General features: G+C 68.7%; 23 protein-coding genes. 18 read left to right on the top strand and 5 right to left on the bottom strand.

The window, feature by feature from the left end:
- The first annotated feature begins 13 nt into the window (after positions 1-13).
- The 5 genes from WYM_RS00525 to WYM_RS20915 are packed head-to-tail and all read left to right on the top strand — an operon-like array spanning position 14 to position 4,489.
- Positions 14-1,336, top strand: a complete 1,323-nt coding sequence (locus tag WYM_RS00525; protein ID WP_019178865.1) for an ABC transporter substrate-binding protein — start codon at positions 14-16, stop codon at positions 1,334-1,336.
- Positions 1,337-1,395: 59 nt separating this feature from the next.
- A complete protein-coding gene (locus tag WYM_RS00530; protein WP_019178866.1) occupies positions 1,396-2,340 on the top strand; it encodes a carbohydrate ABC transporter permease in 945 nt (314 codons plus the stop codon).
- On the top strand, positions 2,340-3,230 hold the full coding sequence (locus tag WYM_RS00535) for a carbohydrate ABC transporter permease (RefSeq protein WP_019178867.1): 891 nt from the start codon (positions 2,340-2,342) through the stop codon (positions 3,228-3,230). Before WYM_RS00530 ends, WYM_RS00535 begins: the two co-directional genes overlap by 1 nt.
- Before the next feature lie 40 nt (positions 3,231-3,270).
- Complete coding sequence (locus WYM_RS20910; RefSeq protein ID WP_051008018.1) at positions 3,271-3,885, top strand: family 1 glycosylhydrolase; 615 nt, start codon at positions 3,271-3,273, stop codon at positions 3,883-3,885.
- Positions 3,809-4,489, top strand: a complete 681-nt coding sequence (locus tag WYM_RS20915; protein ID WP_157524738.1) for a hypothetical protein — start codon at positions 3,809-3,811, stop codon at positions 4,487-4,489. Before WYM_RS20910 ends, WYM_RS20915 begins: the two co-directional genes overlap by 77 nt.
- A 57-nt stretch (positions 4,490-4,546) precedes the next feature.
- On the opposite strand, the gene msrA is transcribed toward WYM_RS20915, so the two are convergent.
- Together msrA and msrB are read right to left on the bottom strand one after the other, a co-directional pair.
- Positions 4,547-5,107 carry a peptide-methionine (S)-S-oxide reductase MsrA gene (msrA, locus tag WYM_RS00545; RefSeq protein ID WP_019178868.1) on the bottom strand — a complete coding sequence of 187 codons (561 nt, stop codon included), beginning with the start codon at positions 5,105-5,107 and terminating at the stop codon, positions 4,547-4,549.
- Positions 5,104-5,580, bottom strand: a complete 477-nt coding sequence (gene msrB, locus WYM_RS00550; protein ID WP_019178869.1) for a peptide-methionine (R)-S-oxide reductase MsrB — start codon at positions 5,578-5,580, stop codon at positions 5,104-5,106. The genes msrA and msrB overlap by 4 nt, the downstream gene beginning before the upstream one ends.
- A gap of 208 nt (positions 5,581-5,788) precedes the next feature.
- Here msrB and WYM_RS00555 point away from each other — a divergent pair, with 208 nt between their 5' ends.
- From WYM_RS00555 to WYM_RS18865, 6 genes are all read left to right on the top strand, one after another.
- On the top strand, positions 5,789-6,934 hold the full coding sequence (locus WYM_RS00555) for a zinc-dependent alcohol dehydrogenase (protein ID WP_019178870.1): 1,146 nt from the start codon (positions 5,789-5,791) through the stop codon (positions 6,932-6,934).
- 21 nt (positions 6,935-6,955) lie between these two features.
- The gene (locus tag WYM_RS00560) at positions 6,956-7,534 is read left to right on the top strand and encodes a hypothetical protein (RefSeq protein WP_019178871.1); all 579 of its coding nucleotides are present in this window, start codon (positions 6,956-6,958) and stop codon (positions 7,532-7,534) included.
- A 46-nt stretch (positions 7,535-7,580) separates the two neighbouring features.
- Positions 7,581-8,075 (top strand): metallophosphoesterase family protein, encoded by a 495-nt coding sequence (locus WYM_RS00565; RefSeq protein WP_019178872.1) that lies wholly within the window; start codon positions 7,581-7,583, stop codon positions 8,073-8,075.
- A 49-nt stretch (positions 8,076-8,124) separates the two neighbouring features.
- Positions 8,125-8,946 (top strand): SDR family NAD(P)-dependent oxidoreductase, encoded by an 822-nt coding sequence (locus tag WYM_RS00570; RefSeq protein WP_019178873.1) that lies wholly within the window; start codon positions 8,125-8,127, stop codon positions 8,944-8,946.
- Between the two features lie 69 nt (positions 8,947-9,015).
- The gene (locus WYM_RS00575; RefSeq protein ID WP_019178874.1) at positions 9,016-11,034 is read left to right on the top strand and encodes an acyltransferase family protein; all 2,019 of its coding nucleotides are present in this window, start codon (positions 9,016-9,018) and stop codon (positions 11,032-11,034) included.
- 81 nt (positions 11,035-11,115) lie between these two features.
- The gene (locus WYM_RS18865) at positions 11,116-11,580 is read left to right on the top strand and encodes a VanZ family protein (protein ID WP_019178875.1); all 465 of its coding nucleotides are present in this window, start codon (positions 11,116-11,118) and stop codon (positions 11,578-11,580) included.
- Here WYM_RS18865 and WYM_RS00585 read toward each other — a convergent pair.
- Together WYM_RS00585 and WYM_RS00590 are read right to left on the bottom strand one after the other, a co-directional pair.
- A complete protein-coding gene (locus tag WYM_RS00585; RefSeq protein WP_019178876.1) occupies positions 11,553-12,659 on the bottom strand; it encodes a sensor histidine kinase in 1,107 nt (368 codons plus the stop codon). The two genes, WYM_RS18865 and WYM_RS00585, sit on opposite strands and share 28 nt — an antisense overlap.
- A complete protein-coding gene (locus WYM_RS00590; RefSeq protein WP_019178877.1) occupies positions 12,656-13,315 on the bottom strand; it encodes a response regulator transcription factor in 660 nt (219 codons plus the stop codon). Before WYM_RS00590 ends, WYM_RS00585 begins: the two co-directional genes overlap by 4 nt.
- 87 nt (positions 13,316-13,402) lie before the next feature.
- On the opposite strand from WYM_RS00590, the gene WYM_RS18870 reads away from it, so the two are divergent.
- The 4 genes from WYM_RS18870 (at position 13,403) to WYM_RS00610 (ending at position 16,889) form a co-directional block, all read left to right on the top strand.
- Positions 13,403-14,008 carry a M15 family metallopeptidase gene (locus tag WYM_RS18870; protein ID WP_019178878.1) on the top strand — a complete coding sequence of 202 codons (606 nt, stop codon included), beginning with the start codon at positions 13,403-13,405 and terminating at the stop codon, positions 14,006-14,008.
- Between the two features lie 84 nt (positions 14,009-14,092).
- A complete protein-coding gene (locus tag WYM_RS21620) occupies positions 14,093-14,269 on the top strand; it encodes a hypothetical protein (RefSeq protein ID WP_019178879.1) in 177 nt (58 codons plus the stop codon).
- Positions 14,266-15,945 carry a RecQ family ATP-dependent DNA helicase gene (locus tag WYM_RS00605; RefSeq protein ID WP_019178880.1) on the top strand — a complete coding sequence of 560 codons (1,680 nt, stop codon included), beginning with the start codon at positions 14,266-14,268 and terminating at the stop codon, positions 15,943-15,945. Before WYM_RS21620 ends, WYM_RS00605 begins: the two co-directional genes overlap by 4 nt.
- 53 nt (positions 15,946-15,998) lie before the next feature.
- The gene (locus WYM_RS00610) at positions 15,999-16,889 is read left to right on the top strand and encodes an aldo/keto reductase (RefSeq protein WP_019178881.1); all 891 of its coding nucleotides are present in this window, start codon (positions 15,999-16,001) and stop codon (positions 16,887-16,889) included.
- 322 nt (positions 16,890-17,211) lie between these two features.
- Here the strand turns inward: WYM_RS00610 and WYM_RS00615 are convergent, their stop codons facing one another.
- Positions 17,212-17,901 (bottom strand): GntR family transcriptional regulator, encoded by a 690-nt coding sequence (locus WYM_RS00615; protein WP_192813691.1) that lies wholly within the window; start codon positions 17,899-17,901, stop codon positions 17,212-17,214.
- Positions 17,902-18,153: 252 nt separating this feature from the next.
- Here WYM_RS00615 and WYM_RS18875 point away from each other — a divergent pair, with 252 nt between their 5' ends.
- The 3 genes from WYM_RS18875 to WYM_RS00630 are packed head-to-tail and all read left to right on the top strand — an operon-like array spanning position 18,154 to position 21,581.
- Entirely contained in the window at positions 18,154-19,419 is a 1,266-nt protein-coding gene (locus tag WYM_RS18875; protein ID WP_423793889.1) for an iron-containing alcohol dehydrogenase, read from the top strand.
- On the top strand, positions 19,416-20,843 hold the full coding sequence (locus WYM_RS00625) for an NAD-dependent succinate-semialdehyde dehydrogenase (RefSeq protein ID WP_019178884.1): 1,428 nt from the start codon (positions 19,416-19,418) through the stop codon (positions 20,841-20,843). The genes WYM_RS18875 and WYM_RS00625 overlap by 4 nt, the downstream gene beginning before the upstream one ends.
- A gap of 42 nt (positions 20,844-20,885) precedes the next feature.
- A complete protein-coding gene (locus WYM_RS00630; RefSeq protein ID WP_019178885.1) occupies positions 20,886-21,581 on the top strand; it encodes an RraA family protein in 696 nt (231 codons plus the stop codon).
- Positions 21,582-21,601: the final 20 nt, after the last annotated feature.

Raw genomic sequence — 21,601 nt, forward strand, 5'->3', positions numbered from 1 at the left:
AGGGGAAAGATCGATGAACACACAGCACCGTGTACTCCGCGGCCGCACCAGAGGGATCGCCGCAATCACGGCGAGCGGTGCAGCTCTTGCTCTGTTGCTCTCCGGCTGCGCCGGGCAGGGCTCCGGCGGAGGAAACGACACCAACGCCGAAGGCAAGATCGTCCTCGACTTCTGGAACGGGTTCACCGGCCCGGACGGGCCGGCTCTTCAGCAGGTCGTCGACGACTTCAACGCGTCCCAGGACGAGGTCGAGGTCAAGACCAACATCATGCCGTGGGACACCCTGTACCAGAAGGTGCTGACCTCTGTCGCCGGAAACGACGGGCCCGACATCATCGCCATGTCGGCGACGCGGATTCCGCAGTTCGCTGATGAGGGGCTCTTCATGGAGCTCGACGACTACTACGAGGATGCAGACAACGACACGGATGCCCTCGCCCCGGCGGCGGTGGAGGCATCCATCTACGACGGTGCGAACTACGGCGTGCCCGTCAACTACGCGCCGATGATGATGTATTACAACAAGGACCTGTTCACAGCTGCGGGCCTGGACCCCGAGGCGCCACCGACCACATGGGAAGAGTTCGCCGGCATGGTCCCCAAGCTCAGCGTCGATGAGAACGGCGACGGCAAGCCGGAGCAGTACGCGATCGCGCTCGCCGATCACGAGACCGTGCCGATCTTCCCTTCGCTGCTGTGGGGCACCGGCGGCAGCATCGTGTCCGAGGACGGCACCACATCCACGCTCGGCGATCCGGAATCCATCGAAGCACTGGACTTCTGGGTGTCGATGGTGCGCGAGCAGCAGGCGGCCCCGGTAGGGCTGAACGGCGCCGACGCCGACAAGCTCTTCCAGACCGGAAAGGCAGCGATCGAGATCGTGGGACCGTGGATGACGACGGGCTTCGACGAGGCCGGTCTCAATTACGGACTGGCGAAGCCGTTCGCCGGGCCGGCGGACGACGCGGTCCTCGCCGACGTCGTGTCGATGGGTCTTCCGGCGAACACCGACGACGCGACCAAGGATGCCGCGTATCAGTTCTTCGCCTACTGGAACTCGGTCGATGGTCAGACGACCTGGGCGAACGGATCCGGATTCCCCCCCACCCGCGCTGACGTCGCCGACAAGGTCACCGAGAGCCCGTACCCCGCGATCTTCGGCGCACCCGACGTGGCAGACAGCGCACGCGTGCTCATGCCCGGTGTCGCGGCCGGCGGTCCGATCCTCGAGACGGTCTTCACTCCGGCTCTCCAGCGGGCCCTGAACGGCGAGGGCACCGTGGAGGACATCTTCACCGAGGCCTCGGCCCAGGTCCAGGCAGAGCTCGACAGGTAGCCCACATCGAGAGCGGGCGGCAGACCATCTGCTGCCCGCTCTCGCGGAAGGTACTCCCCATGACGACGACGTCCACCGCCGCACCCCCGGCAGGCACGGCGACAGCGAAGCCCCGACGCCGCGGCGTTCCGCAGAGCACGCGCCGGGCGCGTACCGCCTGGCTCTTCCTCGCTCCGGCGCTGCTCATCCTCATCGCCTTCACGCTCTACCCCATGGTGCAGGCGGTGTGGCTGTCGCTGACCGACTACAACCTCATCCGAGCGGCCGAGTTCGTCGGCTTGGCCAACTACGTCGAGCTGTTCCAGGACGCCTCTTTCTGGAACGCCTTCGGCAACACGATCCTCTACGCACTGGTCGTGACGCCCGTCACGGTCATTCTCGCCCTGGTCTTCGCGATCATGCTGAATCAGCGTTTCGCCGGTCGCGGTTTCGCCAGGACGGCGATCTTCCTGCCGTTCATCGTGTCGCTCGGCATCATCGCGATCGCCTGGGCCTTCCTGCTCGACCCCAACATCGGCCTGCTGTCCTACTGGCTCGGATTGATCGGCATCGTGCCGGAACAGGGATGGTTGAGCGACCCTCGCTATGCGATGGCAGCGGTCATGATCGTCGGCGTCTGGAAGAACGTCGGCTTCTACATGGTCATCTACCTGGCCGGCCTGCAGTCCATCCCCGTGGACATGTACGAGGCGGCGCGACTTGACGGCGCCGGCCCCTGGCAGCGTTTCCGCAGCATCACCCTGCCCCTGCTGTCCAACCAGACCCTTCTTGTGTCGGTCCTGGCGCTCATCGCCACGCTGCAGGCTTTCGATCAGATCTGGGTGATGACCCGCGGAGGTCCGTTCTTCCGCACCGAGACGCTCGTCATGCTGATCTACCGGGAGGGCTTCCAGGAGTTGCGCTTCGGATACGCCTCAGCGATCTCCTTCGTGTTGCTGGTCTTCGTCTTCGTCTTGTCCATGATCCAATTCGGATTCCTCCGTCGTAAGCAGGTGACGTACTGATGACCGTGACCGCGTTCCCCGCCGCAGGGGAGACCCTGGCCGATCCGACGATCGACAGGAGCCGGCGCGCCCGTGGGCCGCGGGCGGCGACATGGCTGCTGGCCATCACGACGATTCTCATCGGGCTGCTGATGCTGCTCCCGATCATCTGGATGGTCTTCACCGCCTTCAAGCCGGAAGTCGACATCGTCTCGTACCCGCCGACGCTCTGGCCCCGGGAACTGACCCTCGAGCACTTCGTCGACGTGTGGGAGCGCATTCCCTTCGCCCGTCTCTACGTCAACACGATCATCTTCGCCGGCGGCGTGACGATCATCTCCCTGCTCCTCGATTCGATGGCGGCCTACGCTCTCGCGCGGCTGCCCTTCAAGGGCCGCGGGGTGGTCTTCGTCGGCATCCTGCTGCTGCTGATGCTGCCGTTCCAGGTGACCCTCATCCCGCTCTACGACATGCTCAACGGGCTGGGGCTGACCAACACCCTGCCGGGCCTGATCATCCCTCGGATGACCAATGCCTTCGGCATCTTCTTCCTCACGCAGTTCTTCCTGTCGCTGCCCAAGGATCTCGAGGAGGCGGCCCGGGTGGACGGTGCATCGGAGTGGCGGATCTACTGGGGCATCATCATGCCGCTTGCCCGGCCGGCCCTGCTCACGCTCGGGCTGTTCCACTTCCAGTACAACTGGAACGATCTGCTGTGGCCGCTAGTCATGTCGTCGTCCGTCGAGACGTCGACGCTCCCCGCCGGGCTCGCTCTCTTCATGGGCCAGCACGTCGTGGAGTACGGGCTGCTGATGGCGGGGTCGCTGCTCGCCTTGCTTCCGGTTGTGATCTTCTTCCTCTTGATTCAGCGGAGTTTCGTCGCGGGCATCGCGACGACCGGCCTGAAATGACCCATCGTCAGCACGACTGCCGACGGAGAAAGGATGCCGCGTGAGCGACACCCCCTGGTACCGCGAAGACCGACTTCACTATGGCGTGGGAATCGAAGACACTTTCATTCCCCACGAGAAGCTCGGGCACCGCAAGCTCGACGAGTACGAACTGACGCAGCATTACGGCCGGTGGCGGGAAGACCTCGAACGCGTCGCCGAGAGCGGAGCGGAGTTCCTCCGCTGGGGGGTGCCCTGGTATCTCGTCGAGCCGCGGCCCGGCGAATTCGACTGGTCGTGGACTGACCAGGTCGCGGCGAAGATGGACGAACTCGGCATCCGCTGCCTCGTGGACCTCATGCACTACGGGACCCCGCTGTGGCTGGACAACTCGTTCCTCAATGCGGGGTACCCGGAACGCGTCGCGGCCTACTCCCGTTCGGTGGCGCAGCGCTACGGGCATGTCTGGACCGATTACACGCCGCTCAACGAGCCCCTGGTGAACGCCGAGTGGTGCGGCCAGAACGGGGCCTGGCCGCCGTACCTGACAGGACAGGACGGATTCGTCAAGGTGCTCCTGCAGCTGGCGAGGGGGAATGGTGCGCAGCCAGCAGGAGATCGCTGCAGTGCTTCCCGAAGCCACGTTCGTCCACGTGGACGCCGGCTTCCTCTATGAGGGCGAGACGTCGCCGGTGCCGCGGGGAGTGCTCGACGAGCGCCGTTTCCTGGCACTCGATCTGATCTCCGGCCGCGTCGACGACCGTGCACCCATCTATCCGTACCTCGCAGAGCACGGGCTGACGGCGGCCGACCTCCAGTGGTTCCGAGAGAACGCGGTCACTCCTGACGTGATCGGGGTCAACTACTACCCCCGATTCTCGAACGGGCGCCTGGAGGACGGCGCGTTCACCCCCGTGCGCTCCGATGCGCGCGGACTCCGCACCCTCGTCGAGCTGTACACCGACCGCTACCGTCTGCCGATCGCGATCACCGAGACGTCACTGGTGGGTACCGCCGAGGAGAAGATCGAGTGGCTGCGCGAGTCCGCTGCCGAGATTGCGGCCCTGCGCAGCGAAGGGCACGACATCGTCGGCTTCACCTGGTTCCCCTTCTTCACCATGGTCGACTGGCTGTACCGCTTCGATCATCGGCCAGCGGACGAGTGGTTCATGGAGTTCGGCATCGTCGACCTCAGGCGTGGCGCTGACCAGGTCCTCGAACGGGTGCCCAACCCGGCCTTCGCGGTCTTCCAGGAGCTCGCCCAGGCGGCTCGCTCCTGAGCCGTGGAACGACGGATGCCGCGACCCGGCCGGGTCGCGGCATCCGTTCTCTTGCGGTCACGCCGTGGCGGAGGCGTCCTCGCGCTTGGGCAGCACCCATCCCGCACGCGGGAAGTGGCACGTGTAGCCGTTGGGGTAGGTGATGAGGTAGTCCTGGTGCTCGGGCTCGGCCTCCCAGAACGGCCCGGCGGGCTCGATCGTGGTGACGGCCTTGCCCGGCCACAGCCCCGAGGCGTCGACGTCGGCGATGGTGTCGCGCGCCACGCGCTCCTGCTCGGGTGAGAGCGGGAAGATCGCCGAACGGTAGCTCGACCCGATGTCGTTGCCCTGGCGGTTCAGCGTCGACGGGTCGTGGATCTGGAAGAAGAACGCCAGGATGTCGCGGTACGACGTCTGCGTCGGGTCGAACACGATCTCCACCGCCTCGGCGTGGCCGCGGTGATTGATGTAGGTCGCGTGATCCTTCTCGCCGCCGGTGTAGCCGACGCGCGTGTCGAGCACGCCGGGCTGGCGGCGGATGAGGTCCTCCATGCCCCAGAAACAGCCACCCGCCAAGACAGCCGTCTCGGTGTCGGGGTTCTGGGTGATGGCGCCGGTGTCGGTGGGTCCACTCGTCATGATGCGTGCTCCTGGTCGTTCGTGGTGGGCTCGAAGAGTCCGCGGTATTCACCGTATCCCTCGGAGTCGAGGTCGGCGGCGGGGATGAAGCGAAGGGCGGCGGAGTTCATGCAGTACCGTAGGCCGCCGGCCTGGCGCGGTCCGTCACGGAAGACGTGACCGAGGTGACTGTCGGCACCGGACGAGCGCACCTCGGTGCGCGGCATCAGGAGCTTCCAGTCGGTCTTGGTGTCCACAGCCTCGGCGTCGATGGGCTTCGTGAAGCTCGGCCAGCCGGTGCCGCTGTCGTACTTGTCCACAGACGAGAACAGGGGCTGGCCCGAGACGACGTCGACGTAGATGCCGGGCTCGTGGTTGTTCCAGTATTCGTTGCGGAACGCAGGCTCGGTGGCGTCCTGCTGGGTGACGCGGTACTGGGTGTCGGTGAGGCGACTCAGCGCCTCGGATGTGGGGCGGTAATCGGTGCTCTTCACTTCGGGATTCCTCCTCGGGCGACGACGCTGGCTGCGTCGTCATAGGAGAAGAACGGATGCCGCCTCCCATTTGGTCCCGCGAACCTGGGAACGAGCTTTGAGTTCGCGTCGACTCCCGATCTGACAGGTCCTCTCGCCCAGCGCAAGCCCCTCCCACAATCCTCCGTACTGCGTCGAGGGTGTTGGAGACACCCTTTTGGAGGAGCGCATGAAAGCGATGACGTACCGCGGACCGTACAAGCTCCGCGTCGAGAACAAGCCCGAGCCCAAGATCGAGCACCCGAACGACGCCGTCGTGCGGGTGGAGCTCGCTGCGATCTGCGGCTCCGACCTGCACCTGTACCACGGCATGATGCCCGACACCCGGATCGGTCACACGTTCGGCCACGAGTTCATCGGGACGGTCCAGGAGGTCGGCGGATCGGTCCAGAATCTGAAGGTCGGCGATCGGGTGATGGTGCCCTTCAACATCTACTGCGGCTCGTGCTTCTTCTGCGCGCGTGGGCTCTTCTCGAACTGCCACAACGTCAATCCGAACGCGACCGCGGTCGGCGGCATCTACGGCTACTCCCACACCACCGGCGGATACGACGGCGGGCAGGCAGAGATGGTGCGCGTACCCTTCGCGGATGTCGGCCCGGCCCTGATCCCCGACGACATCCAGGCCGAAGACGCGCTGCTGCTCACCGACGCGTTCTCGACGGGATACTTCGGCGCGCAGCTCGCCGACATCGTGGAAGGCGACACCGCGGTGGTGTTCGGCGCCGGTCCTGTCGGCCTGGCGGCAGCCCGCTCATGCTGGCTCATGGGCGCCGGGCGCGTGATCGTCGTCGACCACCTCGACTATCGGCTTCGCAAGGCGGAGGAGTTCGCCTACGCCGAGACCGTCGCCTTCGGGCAGGTCGGCGACATCGTGCGCGAGCTGAAGAAGATGACCGACGGCCTCGGAGCGGATGTCGCGATCGACGCCGTCGGTGCGGAGGCGGACGGCCACGTGCTCCAGCACGTGACGTCGGCGAAGCTCAAGATGCAGGGCGGCTCGCCGGTCGCGCTGAACTGGGCGATCGACTCGGTGCGCAAGGGCGGGACGGTCTCAGTGATGGGGGCCTACGGGCCGCTGTTCAGCGCCGTCAAGTTCGGCGATGCGATGAACAAGGGGCTGACCCTGCGCATGAACCAGGCGCCGGTGAAGCGGCAGTGGCCCCGGCTGTTCGAACACATCCGCGCCGGCTACCTGAAGCCCAGCGACCTCATCACCCATCGGTTCCCGCTGGACGAGATCGCCGAGGGGTACCACGTGTTCTCGTCGAAGCTCGACGACATCATCAAGCCGGTCATCACGCCGGCGTCCTGACGATCAGCGAAGGAGAAGACCATGCCGTACACCGCGAACAAGCCTGGACGTACGCCGGACCCCGATGAGCTGCAAGCCCGCATCCCCGGCTGGGGCGCCGATCTCGACGCCGCCGATCGTCCCGCCTTCCCTCGCGAGCAGCCGGGCATCGCCACCGGCGCCCATTGGGAGCTCCCCGAGCAGCAGAAGGCCCATGGTCCGCGCGAGCGCTCTGTCGAGCACGAGCGCCTCACGCCGGTCTTCGGCACCGCCCAGCCGCTGCGCGGTGTCGCGGGCAAGGTGCGACGGTACGCCTACGACACCTACAGCGAGGGTCAGGCCGCGCACTGGCTGCTTCTGGTCGTAGGTGACCGTATCGACTCCGCAAGCGCGCATGTGAAGTCGCTGTTCACGAAGCGACCGGATGATCCGATCACGCAGTCGGGAGTGCTGGGAGAGCGGGGTCGTCGCCCCATCGCCTCGCGTTTCGGTCGCGGTCGCGTCGATCTGAAGCACGCCTGGCTCGATCCGATCCTCGTGATCGGGCCGTGGGTGCTCAGTGCCGTCCTCATCTTCAAGCTCGGGCGCGCGATCGTGCGTCCGGCGTCCCGTCGCACGTGAACCGGTCGGGACTCCGCCCCGGGCCCCGGCCGACGAGAATCAAGGCATGGCGACGCGACTGCTCCTGATCTCGGACACGCACATACCCGGGCGGGCACGCCGCCTTCCCGAGGCGGTGCTCCGCGAGGCGGATGCCGCGGACCTGGTCATCCATGCGGGGGACTGGGTCGTGGCATCCGTTCTCGACGAATTGGAACGCCATGCCGAGGTGCTGGGCGTCTTCGGCAACAACGACGGTGCGGACCTGCGCGCGCGACTTCCCGAGATCGCGCGGCGGACGATCGAAGGCGTGCGATTCGCGGTGGTCCACGAGACGGGACCCGCCCCCCGGCGCGAGATGAGGATGGATGCCGCGTTCCCCGACACCGATGTGCTCGTGTTCGGTCACAGTCACATCCCGTGGGACACCGCGACGCCCAGAGGCCTGCGGCTTCTCAACCCCGGTTCGCCCACCGACCGCCGGCGGCAGCCCGCGCACACGTTGATGACCGCGACCGTCGATGATGGCGCCCTCACCGAGGTGAGCCTCGTCGAGCTCTGACCCGGCGACGCACCGCTAGCCTGAGATCTCGCCGACCCCGAGGAGTCCCGTGCCCCGCACCATCGTGATCACCGGAGCGAGCGACGGCATCGGTGCGGCCTCGGCCCGTCAGCTGCATGAGGCGGGGGAGCGGGTGGTGATCGTCGGGCGCAACCCCGCGAAGACGAGCGCCGTGGCCCGAGCTCTGGGCGCGGACTCGTTCAGCGCCGACTTCAGCGACCTCGCCGACGTGCGACGCCTCGCCGCGGACCTGCTCGAGAGGTACGAGCGCATCGACGTGCTGGCGAACAACGCGGGCGGGATCTTCGCCGAGCGCGAGCTGACAGCCGACGGCTACGAGACCACGTTCCAGGTGAACCACCTGGCGCCGTTCCTGCTCACGAACCTGCTGCTGGACCGTCTGATCGACAGCGGCGCCTCGGTCATCCAGACCTCGAGCGAGGCCGCGCGCCGCTTCGCCCGCTTCGACATCGACGACCTGCAGGGCGAGCGCCGCTACTCCGCGGGCGCCGCCTACGGCAACGGCAAGCTCGCGAACGTCCTGTTCACGAAGGAGCTGCACCGTCGATACGGGGACGGCGGGGTGCACGCCGTCGCCTTCCACCCAGGAGTCATCGCGAGCAGCTTCGCCGGCGCGTCGCACGGGGTGATGCGCTGGTTCTACACCAGCCGGCTCACCAAGCCGCTTCTGGCCTCGAACGATCTCGGCGGCTCCCGGCTGACCTGGCTGGCCCTCGGCAAGCCCGGTGTGGACTGGGAGCCGGGCGGGTTCTACGCGAACAACCGCCTCGCCCGCACCAATCGCCTCGCCGACGACCCCGCGCTGGCCAAGATGCTGTGGGACCGCAGCGCCGAGATGGTCGCACTCTGACGGGGCGGCTCGGACGGGCGACGTCAAGGGGATCCCCGCTGTTTCCCCCGGCGGCCTAGACTCCGTCGCGTGGAACAGCGAACCCGCGCCCGGCCCGCGCGCTCGGGGTTCCGGGCCGACATCCAGGGACTGCGTGCCGTCGCGGTCGGCGCAGTGCTGCTCTACCACGCAGGGGTGCCGTTCCTTCCCGGCGGGTACGTCGGAGTCGACGTCTTCTTCGTGATCTCGGGGTTCCTGATCACCGCGCACCTGCTCGACCAGCTGCAGCGGCACGGACGACTGCGGTTCGGCGAGTTCTACGCACGCCGGGCCCGCCGCATCCTCCCCGCCTCGTTCGTGGTGCTGATCCTCTCGGTCGTGGCCGCGCTCGTCTGGTATCCGCCGCTGCTCATGCGGGACGTCTGGGCCGGGGCGGTGGCGACCGCGCTGTACGTGCCCAACTACTTCTTCGCGGCCACCGACGCGGACTACCTCGCCGAGGCCTCTTCCCCGTCGCTGTTCCAGCACTATTGGTCGCTGGGTGTGGAGGAGCAGTTCTATCTGCTGTGGCCGGCGCTGCTCGCCCTGGTGTGGGCTCTCGTCCGCACGCGTCGAGCGCTCGTCGTCGTGCTCGCCACGGTCGTCGTCACCTCCTTCGCCCTCTGTGTCTGGCTCACGTTCCAGTCGCAGCCCTGGGCGTTCTTCTCGCTCGGCACCCGTGCCTGGGAGCTGGGTGTCGGGGGCCTGGTCGCCGTGCTGCTGCAACACCGGGCGCGCGCCGTGCCGGAGCGATTCGCCGCGCCACTCGGCTGGCTCGGCATGGCGGCGATCGCGGCCTCGGTCTTCCTGTTCTCCTCCGCCACCCTCTTTCCGGGGGCGGCCGCCGCCCTCCCGGTGCTCGGCACCGCGGCCGTCATCGCTGCGGGCGAGACGGCGAAGGGCCCGACGCGGATGCTGTCGGTGCGGGCGATGGTCTTCGTGGGCGCCATCTCGTACTCGCTGTACCTGGTCCACTGGCCGGCGCTCGTCCTGCCCGAGGCGGCGACGCCCGGGCGTCTTCCGCTCTGGGCGACGCTGCTGATCGCCGCGGCCTGCGTGCCGGCGGCGTGGCTGCTGTACCGGTTCGTCGAAGATCCCGTGCGCACGGCGCCCGTTCTCACACGGGCGCGCGCGCGACTGACGCTGGGCGGCGCCGCCGCCGGCTCGGTGGCCTGCCTGCTCGTGGCGACCGGTGCGTACGCGCTCGCCGACAACCGGTCGCTCAATGCGCCGCGGGCGGCGTCGCAGACCGTCATCGTCGACTCGCCGCGAGGTACCGACTACGTGCCCGAGAATCTGGACCCCGAGCTGCGCGAGGCTCGCGAGAGCCTGCCCGAGATCTACGACGACGGGTGCAATCGGGGGACGGGTGCGACCGATGCCGAGGGCTGTCTGTACGGAGACGCCGAGGCTCCGCGCATCGTGCTGTTCGGCGATTCGCACGCGGCGCACTGGTTCCCCGCGGTCGAGGCATTCGCGACCGCGTCGGGATACGCCGTCGAGGTGCACACCAAGAGCTCGTGCCCGGCCGCCGACATCAAGACGCTGCGGCAGGGCAGTCCGTACCCGCAATGCCCGAAGTGGCGCGATGCCGTCGTCGATCTCGTGAACGAGTCGCAACCGGCGCTGGTGCTGCTGGCCAGCTTCTCGGACGCGGAGCTCGCGCCGGGCGTCGAGGACGATCCGCAGATGTGGGATGCCGCGCTCGGACGCACCCTCGACGCCCTCGACGTGCCCACCGCGGTGCTGGCGGACACGCCCGACATGCTCGAGGATCCCGCGCCGTGCCTGTCAGCGCACCTGACCGACGCCGGGGCGTGCGGGCAGCCGCGGGAGCGCGCGCTGGACGGAGCGGCTCGCGACGCACAGGTCTCGGCGACCGCGAGCCGCGGCATCCCGCTCATCGACCTCAACGAGTACCTGTGCGACGAGGATTGGTGCCCGCCCATCATCGGCAACACCCTCGTCTACCGTGACTCGCACCACCTGACCGCCGAGTTCAGCGCTGATCTGGCCGGGGTGCTGGCCGAGGCGGCGCTGCCCCTGCTCGCCGAGAGGTCTGCGCCCTGACGGGAACGGATACGCTCCCGCAACATCGCGTCGCGTGGACTGGTGCTGCCGGTCCACCCGAGTTCCGGCGGAAAGGCCGGCATGACCGACATCACCACGACGCGTCGCAGCGGCATCCGTGTCTTCGCAGCGACCGTCGTCCTCGCCGTCGTAGCGGGGCTCACCCTCGCACCGCCCTCGATCGCCGCGCCCGCCCGCCGCGTCTTCATCCAGTCGATGGTGACCCTCGCCGAGCCCCTCGTGCTGTGGATCCCGGGCGGGCTCACCGAGCGGGTGCTCAACACGCTGTTGTTCGTGCCGCTCGGCGCCACCGTCGCTCTGCTCCTGACACGGCGCCTGTGGTGGGTCGCGAGCCTCTCCGGTCTCGCGCTGTCGGCCACGGTCGAGTTCGCGCAGGCGTCGATCCCCGGGCGGGTTCCCGATGCCGCCGACGTGCTGTGGAACACCGTCGGCGCCGTGATCGGCGTGGCGGTCGTCGCGGCGCCGCGGCAGATCGCCGCCGTCATGCGGCGCAGACGTCAGCGCGGAAGGGCGACGCGCACGTGAAACCCGCCCTCGGGCATGCCGTTCACCGTCAGCGTCCCGCCGTGCACGCGCACGATCGACGCGACGATCGCGAGGCCGAGCCCCGCGCCGTCGCCGGCGCCACGGGTTCGACCCTCACCACGCACGAACGGCTCGGTGAGGGTCGCCACGGCCGGAGGGTCGATCACCGGGCCGCTGTTCTCGACGATCAGCTCGACCGGCGACGAGTTCCACACGGCGACCCTCACCCAGCCGCCATCCCCGGGCGAGCGAGAGCTGTTGTGGACGACCGCGTTGCGCATGAGGTTCGCGGCGAGCTGAGCGAGCAGGGTCGGGTCGCCGCTGACGACGGCGGGAGCGAACGAGGTGTCGAAACGGATGCCGCGTGCCGAGGCATCCGCTCGCTCTGCGGCGATCGCCTCCGCGACGATCGCCGTCAGATCCACCCGCCTCTTCTCGACGGCGCCGCCGTCGCGTCCGGCCCGCGACAGCGCGAGGAGGGCTTCGGTCGTCGCGATCGCCCGGTCGTTCGTCGTGGCGATGCGCTGCAGCACGACATCGACGTCGCGACCCTCGGCGTCTGCCTGCGCCACCTCTACCATCGTGCGGATGATCGCGTGCGGCGTGCGCAGCTCATGCGAGGCGTTCGCGGCGAAGCGACGCTCCTCATCGATCGTGTGCTCGACGCGGTCGAGCATCGCGTCGAGGGCGTCGGCCAGATCGGTCAGCTCCGTGCGTGGCCCCGGCAGTGCGACCCGATGGCCGAAGTGGCCGTCACGGGCGTGCGCCGCGGCATCCGTGATCCGGCCCAACGGGCGCAGCACGAGCCCCGCGAGCAGCCAGCCGCCCACGAGACCGAAGATGACCAGCGCCGCCATCGCCCAGGACGCGTAGCGGACGAAGACCTCGATGAGGTCGCTGCGGTTCGGGGCCCAGCCGCCGTCGGCGACGAAGATCGCCCCGGTCGGCACGAAGCGCAGGAGAAGGAACCCCACGACGAACAGCGCGATGCCCGCGACGACGAGGAACCCGGCGTAGCTCAGGGCGAGCTTGACGCGGACGGAGATCCCCGGCGGGCGCTCGCCGGTGCGGTCGGTCACGTGCTGATCCGGTAGCCGACGCCCGGCACCGTCTCGATGACCCACGGCTCGCCGAGCCGCTTGCGCAGCGTCGAGATCGTGATCCGGACCGCATTGGTGAACGGGTCGGCGTTCTCGTCCCAAGCGCGTTCGAGCAGGTCTTCGGCGCTGACCACGCCGCCGCTCGCCGCCATGAGCACATCCAGCACCGCGAACTGCTTGCGTGTGAGCGCGATGTAGCGGCCCTCGCGATAGACCTCCCGCCGGAACCGATCCAGTCGCACACCGGCGACATCGATGACCGGCGGAGTGCCGGTCGCGGGCCGCCGACCGAGAGCGCGCAGCCGCAGCACCAGCTCCCGGAGGGCGAACGGCTTGGTGAGGTAGTCGTCGGCCCCGCTCTCGAAGCCGGACGCCTTGTCATCGAGGCGGTCTGCCGCGGTCAGCATCAGGATGCGCGGGCTCTCGATCCTGCCGGCGAGCTGCCGGGCGATGTCGTCGCCGTTCGGCCCGGGGATGTCGCGATCGAGCACGACGACGTCGTATGCGTTGACGGCGAGCTGTTCGAGCGCCGAATCGCCGTCACCTGCGATGTCCGCGGCGATCGCCTCGAGGCGCAGCCCGTCGCGGATCGCCTCGGCGAGGTAGAGCTCGTCCTCGACGATCAGCACGCGCATGCGCCCAGCCTAGGTCGCAGGGCATATCGCGGACATATGCGATTGCGCGTACGCCGTGGCAACGCGGGCGCCCCTGGACTGGGTGTCATGCAGCAATCCGTTCTCGAGCCCACCGTGTTCGTCCGTCCGCCCTCACGCATCCGCCAGCTCACATTCGTCGGCCTGGGGCTGTGTGTGGCTGCGCTGCTGGCAGGGTTCGCGACCGTGCTCGTACAACTGCACATGCCCGGCATCGGCGCGCCGTTCCTGCCGACCGCGAAAGAGGGTCACATCGCCGAGGGCACCGTCGTCACCCTCGCCGATGCCGATGTGCCGGCGATCGCCCAGCTGGAGCCGGCATTGCTCGACGCCCTGCGTCGCGCCGAGACGGAGGCGGTCGCCGCCGGCGCTCCCGGATTCCAGATCACGAGCGGCTGGCGGAGCGAGAGCTATCAGCGCTGGCTGTTCGACGATGCCGTCGAGCACTACGCCAGCGAGGAGATCGCTCGGCGGTTCGTCGCCACGCCCGAGGCCTCCAGCCACGTGACCGGGGACGCGGTCGACATCGTTCCTCTCGACGCTCAGCTGTGGCTGATCGAGCACGGGGCCCGGTACGGCCTGTGCCAGATCTACGCGAACGAGCGGTGGCACTTCGAGCTCGCGACCTCGCCGGGCGGGACATGCCCCGAGATGAAAGCGGACGCTGCGGGCTGACGATGGGGAGTGGGGCCGCGTAGCACTGCCCCGCACTCTGTCAAGCCCGCTCGCGACCCTCGTCCGCGACGGCAGTCTGGTGGCATGAACACCGATGCAGACGGCCGTCGCGAGCGCGGCGACGAGAACGACGCGCTCGCCGGCGGGGATTTCACCGACGAGCTCACCGACGGCCAGCTCGAGGCGGATGACGAGAGCGGCAGCACGGACGGCACCGATGACGCGGCGACGGCAGGGGAGTCGGAGACCCGCGAATCATGACGGGTGCCGCGGCATCCGTCCGGGAAGCGGAATCCGAGGCAGCCGGCGTCTCTCGAGACGAGATCCGGCGGGTGGCCCGGGAATCGTTCGGACTCGAGCGATTGCACGACGACCAGCTCGACGCCATCGAGGCGGCCGTGAGGGGCCGGGATGTGCTCGTGGTGCGAGCGACGGGATGGGGCAAGTCAGCCGTGTACCAGGTCGCCGCCGCTCTGCGGGAGGGGATCACGGTGGTGGTCTCGCCGCTGATCGCCTTGCAGGAGGACCAGCTCGCCGGTCTGAGCGACACCCCGCACGCTCCGCGGGCCGTCGCGCTCAACTCGCTGCGTGGCGCGCGCCTCAGGGCGGACGCGTGGCGGCGGCTGCGTGAGGGTGAGGCCGCGATCGTCCTGCTCGCGCCCGAGCAGCTCGCGAAGGAAGACGTGCGGGACGAGCTCGCCCGCCTCGAAGTGTCGATGCTGGTCGTCGACGAAGCGCACTGCATCGCGTCGTGGGGTCACGACTTCCGTCCGGACTACCTCGGCATCGGCGCCGTTGCTGAGCGACTCGGTCGCCCGCCCATCGTGGCCCTGACGGCGACAGCGTCGACGCCCGTCGGCGAAGAGATCATCGAGCGTCTGCATCTGCGCGAGCCTGCGGTGTTCCTCGGCGACGTCGACCGCCCCGAGATCCGACTCGATGTGCGCCGCCACACCGAGGACCGCGACAAGCGCGCCGCCGTGCTCGAGGAGGTCTCGACGCTTCCGCGTCCGGGCCTGCTGTATGTCGCGACCCGGCGGGCGACTGAGGAGTACGCGGGCGAACTGGCCGAGCGAGGCCTCCGAACGGCCGCCTATCACGGCGCCCTCTCCGCCTCGCACCGCCGGCGGGTCCACGAGGCGTTCGCCGCCGACGAGGTCGATGTCGTCGTGGCGACTGCGGCCTTCGGCATGGGTATCGACAAAGCCAACGTGCGCTTCGTGGTGCACGCCGATACCCCGGACTCGATCGACGGCTACTACCAGGAGCTCGGACGGGCCGGCCGGGACGGCGAGTCTGCGCAGGCGACGTTGCACTATCGCCCCGAGGATCTCGGGCTGCGCAGGTACTTCGCGGCGCGGCATTCTGATCCCTCGGAGATGGGTGCCCTCTTCAACGCCCTGCGCGACGGCCATGTGCGGCGCGCGGCGTTGGCGGAGGCATCGGGGCTCTCTCCTCGACGGGTGGCCGCGCTGCTCACTCTCTTCGTCGACACCGGATCTGTGGTCATCGGGCGGTCGGGAGCGCGTCTGCGGCGGAACGCCGACAGGGCCGACGCTGTCGCCGCTGCGATCGGACGCGTCGAGGATCGGCAGCGGATCGACGAGTCGCGCATCGACATGCTGCGCGAGTACGCCGAGACGCGCCGCTGCCGGCGCCAGGTGCTGCTCGGATACTTCGGTCAGCAGCTCGGCGAGCCGTGCGGCAACTGCGACACATGCGACCACGGTGCTGCCACAGCGGCCGCTGATGACTCGCGTGCAGTCGAGAGAGGTTTCGGCGTCGACGATCGCGTGCGACATGTCGAATGGGGCGATGGCACCGTCGTGTCGGCGGAAGACGACCGCATCAAGGTCTTCTTCGAGAGCGAGGGCTACAAGGTGCTGTCGCTCCACGCCGTCGCCGAGAACGACCTGCTCGAACGTCGGGCAGGGTGACCCGCCCGTGATCTCACCTGGCAGGTCATGAACACTCGAGAAGGAGATAAGCAATGAAGCAGCGCACTCTGGCTGGACGACAGGTCTCGGCGATCGGCCTCGGCGCCATGCCGCTGTCGATGAACAACGATAAGAAGTACCCCTCGTTCGAGGATGCCGTGGCCACCGTGCACGCGGCGCTGGACGCCGGCGTCACCCTTATCGACACCGCCGACATCTACGCCCCGGACGGCGAGGAGATGGGCCACAACGAACGGATCGTCGCCGAGGCGCTCCGCAGGTGGGACGGGGACGCGTCGAGCATCTTCGTCGCGACGAAGGGCGGCATCACCCTCGGCGAGGACGGCTCCAAGGGACGCGACGGGTCGCACGCGTATCTGCGCTCCGCCGTCGAGCGATCCGTCGAGATCTTCGGAGTCGACCACATCGAGCTGTACCAGTACCACCGTCCAGACCGCACCCGGGTGTACGCCGACGTCATGAGGGGCTTGAAGTCGCTGCAGGATGACGGCCTCGTCCGCGCGATCGGCATCTCGAACGCGAGCGTCGAGGAGATCCAGATCGCCCTCGACGTTCTCGGCGAGGGCAACCTCGCCAGCGTGCAGAACGAGTTCTCGCCGAAGCATCCGGGAAGCATCGACGAACTGCGGTTCTGCGCCGACCACGACATCGCTTTCCTGCCGTGGAGCCCGCTCGGCGGCACGGGCGGGGGCGCCAGCAGCGTCGGCGACCGGTTCTCGGTCTTCCGCGAGGTCGGCGAGGCGCACGGCGTCAGCCCGCAGCAGGCCGTGCTCGCGTGGGAGCTCGCGCTGGACCCGCACGTCATCCCCATCCCCGGTGCGCGGCGCGCGGCATCCATCACCGACTCGGCCAAGGCCGCCGACCTCGCGCTCACCACTGACGAGGTGACCCGTCTGTCGGAGTCGGTCGGGATCTTCGACTGACCTCGGCCTCCGCTCAAGCGGAGCCGCTCCCCGCACGGGCACGATGATCCATGTCACGGTTGCGCATTCCGCCTTCGACGTGCCACGAGCGTGAGCTGCGGCATCCGCGCCGGTCTGTGCGCCCAGCTGATGGCTACAGGACTGCGCTCACTCCTGGCAGCGGGTGTCTCTTTCGACTGAGGGGCGTGCGCCGACCACTGCTCGGGCGGCGGCGACCGGTCTCGATAGACCGTCGGCGTGACGGCGAACGTCGGCTCCACTCCCTGTCGAGGCAGTCTCGACGGCGCGGCGAAAAGATCGCCGTTGACCGCCCATGTCTACTTCACTTCTCGAAGCCCGCGCCGAAGCGGGCGGCCGACTTCTCGATGTGCCGGCGCATCGCGTAGGCCGCGGCATCGGGGTCCCGTGCCGAAATGGCGTCGAGGATCCGACGGTGCTCGTCGAGGGCTTCCGCTGTGATGGCGGAGGTGCTGCGCAGCCGGAAGAGGTGAACGTGCGGGTGCAGCCTCGCCAGGGAGTCGCGGATGTACCCGTTCTGGCTTCCAGCGGCGATGCCGTCGTGCAGCTGCGCGTCGATCTCCGAGAAGCGGGCGTACGAGGCGATGTCCGACCCACGCTGCGCGTGCAGCGACTGCATGGCCGCTTCGAGCCTGATGAGTTCCGCGACCGCCTCCGGCGTCATGCGCTCGGCGGCGCGGCGGGCTGCCGCGGGCTCCAGGAGAAGTCGGATCTCGACCATGTCCTCGAACTGCTCGCGGCCGATCTTGGGCGCGACGCGATAGCCGGCCAGATGGTTGCGGACGACGATGCCCTCCGCATCCAGCCGATGCAGTGCCTCTCGGATCGGGGTCTGGGACACGCCGAAGTCGCGGGCAAGGGTGTCGATCGTCAGGCGATCCCCGGGGCCCAGATCCGACGTGAGGATTCGTGACAGAATCGCACCATAGATCTCGGTGCCCAGCGGCGTCCGCCCTGACCCGTCCCGCACGCGCGCTGCGTCACTCTTCTCCACGCTTGTCTCCGCGTGCGAATCCGTGGACATCGTCCTCCTCTTTGAGGCTTGATCATATCGGATCGTATTAGCCCTCTGCCCCAGTCTGCCGCACTTCGGCATCGCTTTCCACTCCTCATCGCTGATCCGCGCCACCTGCGTCATTACAGGGAGTTCGGACCGCGCGATCGGCGCGCGACAAGCACTGGAGTTTCGAAACCCCGGACTGTGGTTGACAGCCCGAGGGGCCGCAGTTAGCGTGAATCGGGCAAGATCGTATCGGATACGCTTCCAACGGAGGATCAGCGAATGTACGCAGTGTTGCGATCGCCTGGGCAGATCGTCTTCGGGCGTGGGCAACGGCACCGCATACCAGCCTTGGTCGCGCAGCGCGGTACTCGGGCGTTCATCGTGGTCGATCCGTTCCTGTCCGCTGCGCCGGTGGTCCGGGATCTGCGGGAGGGCCTGGCAGCGGCAGGTGTCGCCTCGGAAGTGTTCGATCAGGTCGTCCCCGAGCTGCCGGTGTCCGCGATCGCAACCGCCGCTCGGGCCGCTGCCGCTTTCGGCGCGGACGTCTTCGTCGCCGTCGGTGGCGGCAGCAGCATCGACACCGCGAAGATGGCGGCGGTGCTGGCCGCGCACGGCGGCGAGGTGTCGGACTACTACGGGGAGGGCAACGTTCCCGGTCCGGTGCCGCCGATCATCGCCGCACCCACCACCGCCGGCACCGGCTCCGAGGTCACGCCCGTGGCCGTCATCACCGACCCGGTGCGGGAGTCCAAAGTGGGCGTGTCCAGCCCTCATCTGATCCCCGCGGTGGCCGTGCTCGATCCGGAGCTCACGCTGAGCTGTCCGCCCGGTGTCACCGCGGCGTCGGGCGCGGACGCGCTCTGCCACGCCATCGAGTCCTACACGGCGGCCAAGGGCGACCCGGAGGCGACGGCATCGGCGAGGGTCTTCATGGGGTCGACCGCCCTGACCGACCTGCTCGGCCTCGAGGCGGTCCGTCGCATCGCGGCAGGGCTGGTCCGCGCCTATCGCGCGCCCGACGACCTGGAAGCGCGTTCGCTCACCCTCTACGGCTCCCTGCTCGCCGGACTCGCGTTCGGGACCGCGGGGACAGCCGGCGCCCACGCGCTCCAGTACCCCGTCGGGGCGGTCACTCACACCCCGCACGGTGTGGGCGTGGGTCTGCTGCTGCCCTACGTCATGGCCGTGAACGCGCCGGCGCGCCAGGCGGAGCTCGCGCACATCGCGCTGGCCCTCGGCGCCGCCCCGGCCGACGAAGCCGACCTGGCGCTGCAGGCTCCTCGTCTGGTGCAGGAGCTGATGAGCGACCTGGACATCCCCACCTCGCTCGCCGACCTCGACTTCCCGCGCGAGCGGCTCGCGTGGGCGGCGGAGGAAGGGCTGAAGGCGAAGCGCCTGGCCGACAACAACCCGGTGCCCCTCACTGCCGAATCCGCTCTGCGGATCCTGGAAGCCGCCTACGACGGCTCACTCACGACGCTGCTGGCTCCGATCGGAGGAACCCGATGACTTCCCTGACCGCTTCGCTCACGACCGACCCCGCCTCCGACGTCTCGGCGCGTTTCGCCGTCATCAACCCCGCGGACGGGTCGGTCATCACCGAGGTCGCCGATGCCGGGCCGGCCGACGCGGACGCCGCCGTCGCCCGCGCACGCGCCGCGGCTCCGGGATGGGGGGCACGCCCCGCCCGCGAGCGCAGCGACATCCTGCTGCGCGCCTTCGGCCTGATGATGCAGCGCCAGGAGGACCTGGCGGCACTCATCTCGCGGGAGAACGGAAAGGCACGGGCGGACGCGCGCGCCGAAGTCGCCTACGCGGCGGAGTACTTCCGCTGGTACGCGGAGGAGGCCGTCCGGGTGCGTGGTGAGCAGTTCGACAACCCGCCCGGCACCAGCAAGGTCCTCGTCTCGCACGAGCCCGTCGGCATCTGCGTCCTCGTCACGCCGTGGAACTTCCCGGCCGCCATGGCGACGCGCAAGATCGGCCCGGCGCTGGCCGTCGGATGCACTGCGATCCTCAAGCCGGCCGCGGAGACGCCGCTGACCGCTCTGGCCATCGCCGACATCCTCGCCGAGGCGGGCGTGCCGGACGGCGTGCTCACCGTGCTCCCGACCTCGTCGGCCGGACCGCTCGTGGACCGCCTCCTCGAACACGAGGACGTGCGTCTGCTCTCGTTCACCGGATCCACCGAGGTCGGCCGGCACCTTCTGGAGCGGGCGTCCCGCCGCGTACTGCGCACCGCCATGGAGCTCGGAGGGAATGCGCCGTTCCTCGTGCTCGCGGATGCGGATCTGGACGCGGCGGTAGAGGGTGCGATGCTGGCGAAGATGCGCAACGGCGGGCAGGCGTGCACTGCGGCCAACCGCCTCTACGTCCACGAGAGCGTCCACGACCGCTTCGCCGAGGCGATGGTGGCGCGGATGGGCGCGTTGCGCATGGGCGACGCCGCCGACGCCGGCGTCGAGGTCGGCCCGCTGGTGAACGACAAGAGCCGCCGCAAGGTGCAGGAACTGGTGGACGATGCCGTGCACCGCGGTGCACGCATCCTCCTGGGCGGAACCGCCCCCGCGGGTCCCGGATACTTCTATCCGCCCACCGTCCTGGTCGATGTGCCGGCCGATGCCCGGATCCTCCACGAGGAGGTGTTCGGTCCGGTCGCGCCCATCGTGCGCTTCACAGACGAGGAGGCCGTCATCGAGACGGCGAACGACACGATCCATGGGCTCGTCGCCTACCTCTACACCGAAGACCTCCGCCGCGGGCTCGCCCTGTCGGCTCGTCTGCAGGCCGGGATGATCGCGCTGAACCGTGGCCTCGTGTCCGACCCCGCCGCGCCGTTCGGAGGGGTGAAGCAGAGCGGTCTGGGTCGGGAGGGTTCGACGGAGGGCCTGCACGAGTACCTCGAGACCAAGTACGTCGCGACCAACTGGTGAAGGCCGCGCGAAAGACCACCACGAAAGGAAGGCAGTAGCCGCATGGACTACTCGGAAATCGAAAAACTGTTCGACGGGCTGCGCGTCTCGGACGTCCGCGACGGCATGGACTGGATCGGGCTTTTCAGCAAGGGCAGCGTGTCTCGCGACATCCGTCCGCTCTTCGACGGCGCACGCCTGTGCGGCCCGGCTCTTACGGTCCGGCTCGTGGCGTCGCACGACCAGGCGCCGCCGATCTCGCCGGACGAGTACACCGAGTGGGCTCGCAACCACTGGTACAAGGTGAAGCACATCGAGCCGTACGTGAGCGACATCGTCAAGGGTGATGTCATCGTCATCGAGGCGCCGTACCTCGGCGTGGGCCAGCTCGGCTCGTGGAACACGCTGAACTTCTTCCTCAACGGCGCCCAGGGCGTCGTCAGCTCCGGTGGCGTGCGCGACACCGACGAGTGCCGTCTGCAGGGCGTGCCCATCTTCACGCAGTTCATCGGACAGTCCATGACGCAGGGCCGCATCGAGTACCTCGAGCACAACACGCCGATCACCATCGGCGGCCAGCGCGTGAACCCCCGGGACCTGGTCGTCGGCGACGGCGACGGCGTGATCATCGTGCCCGAGGCGCACATCGAGGAGGTCGCCAAGTACGCCCGTCAGGAGGCCGTCAACGACAAGCGCGGCCGCCGCAAGATGTACGAGCAGCTCGGCTGGGCGCTCGACGAGACCGTTCAGGTCGACTGACGCGCACGCTGGCGTGTGCG

The organism is Microbacterium yannicii PS01 (assembly GCF_000304335.1).
GTDB lineage: Bacteria > Actinomycetota > Actinomycetes > Actinomycetales > Microbacteriaceae > Microbacterium > Microbacterium yannicii_A.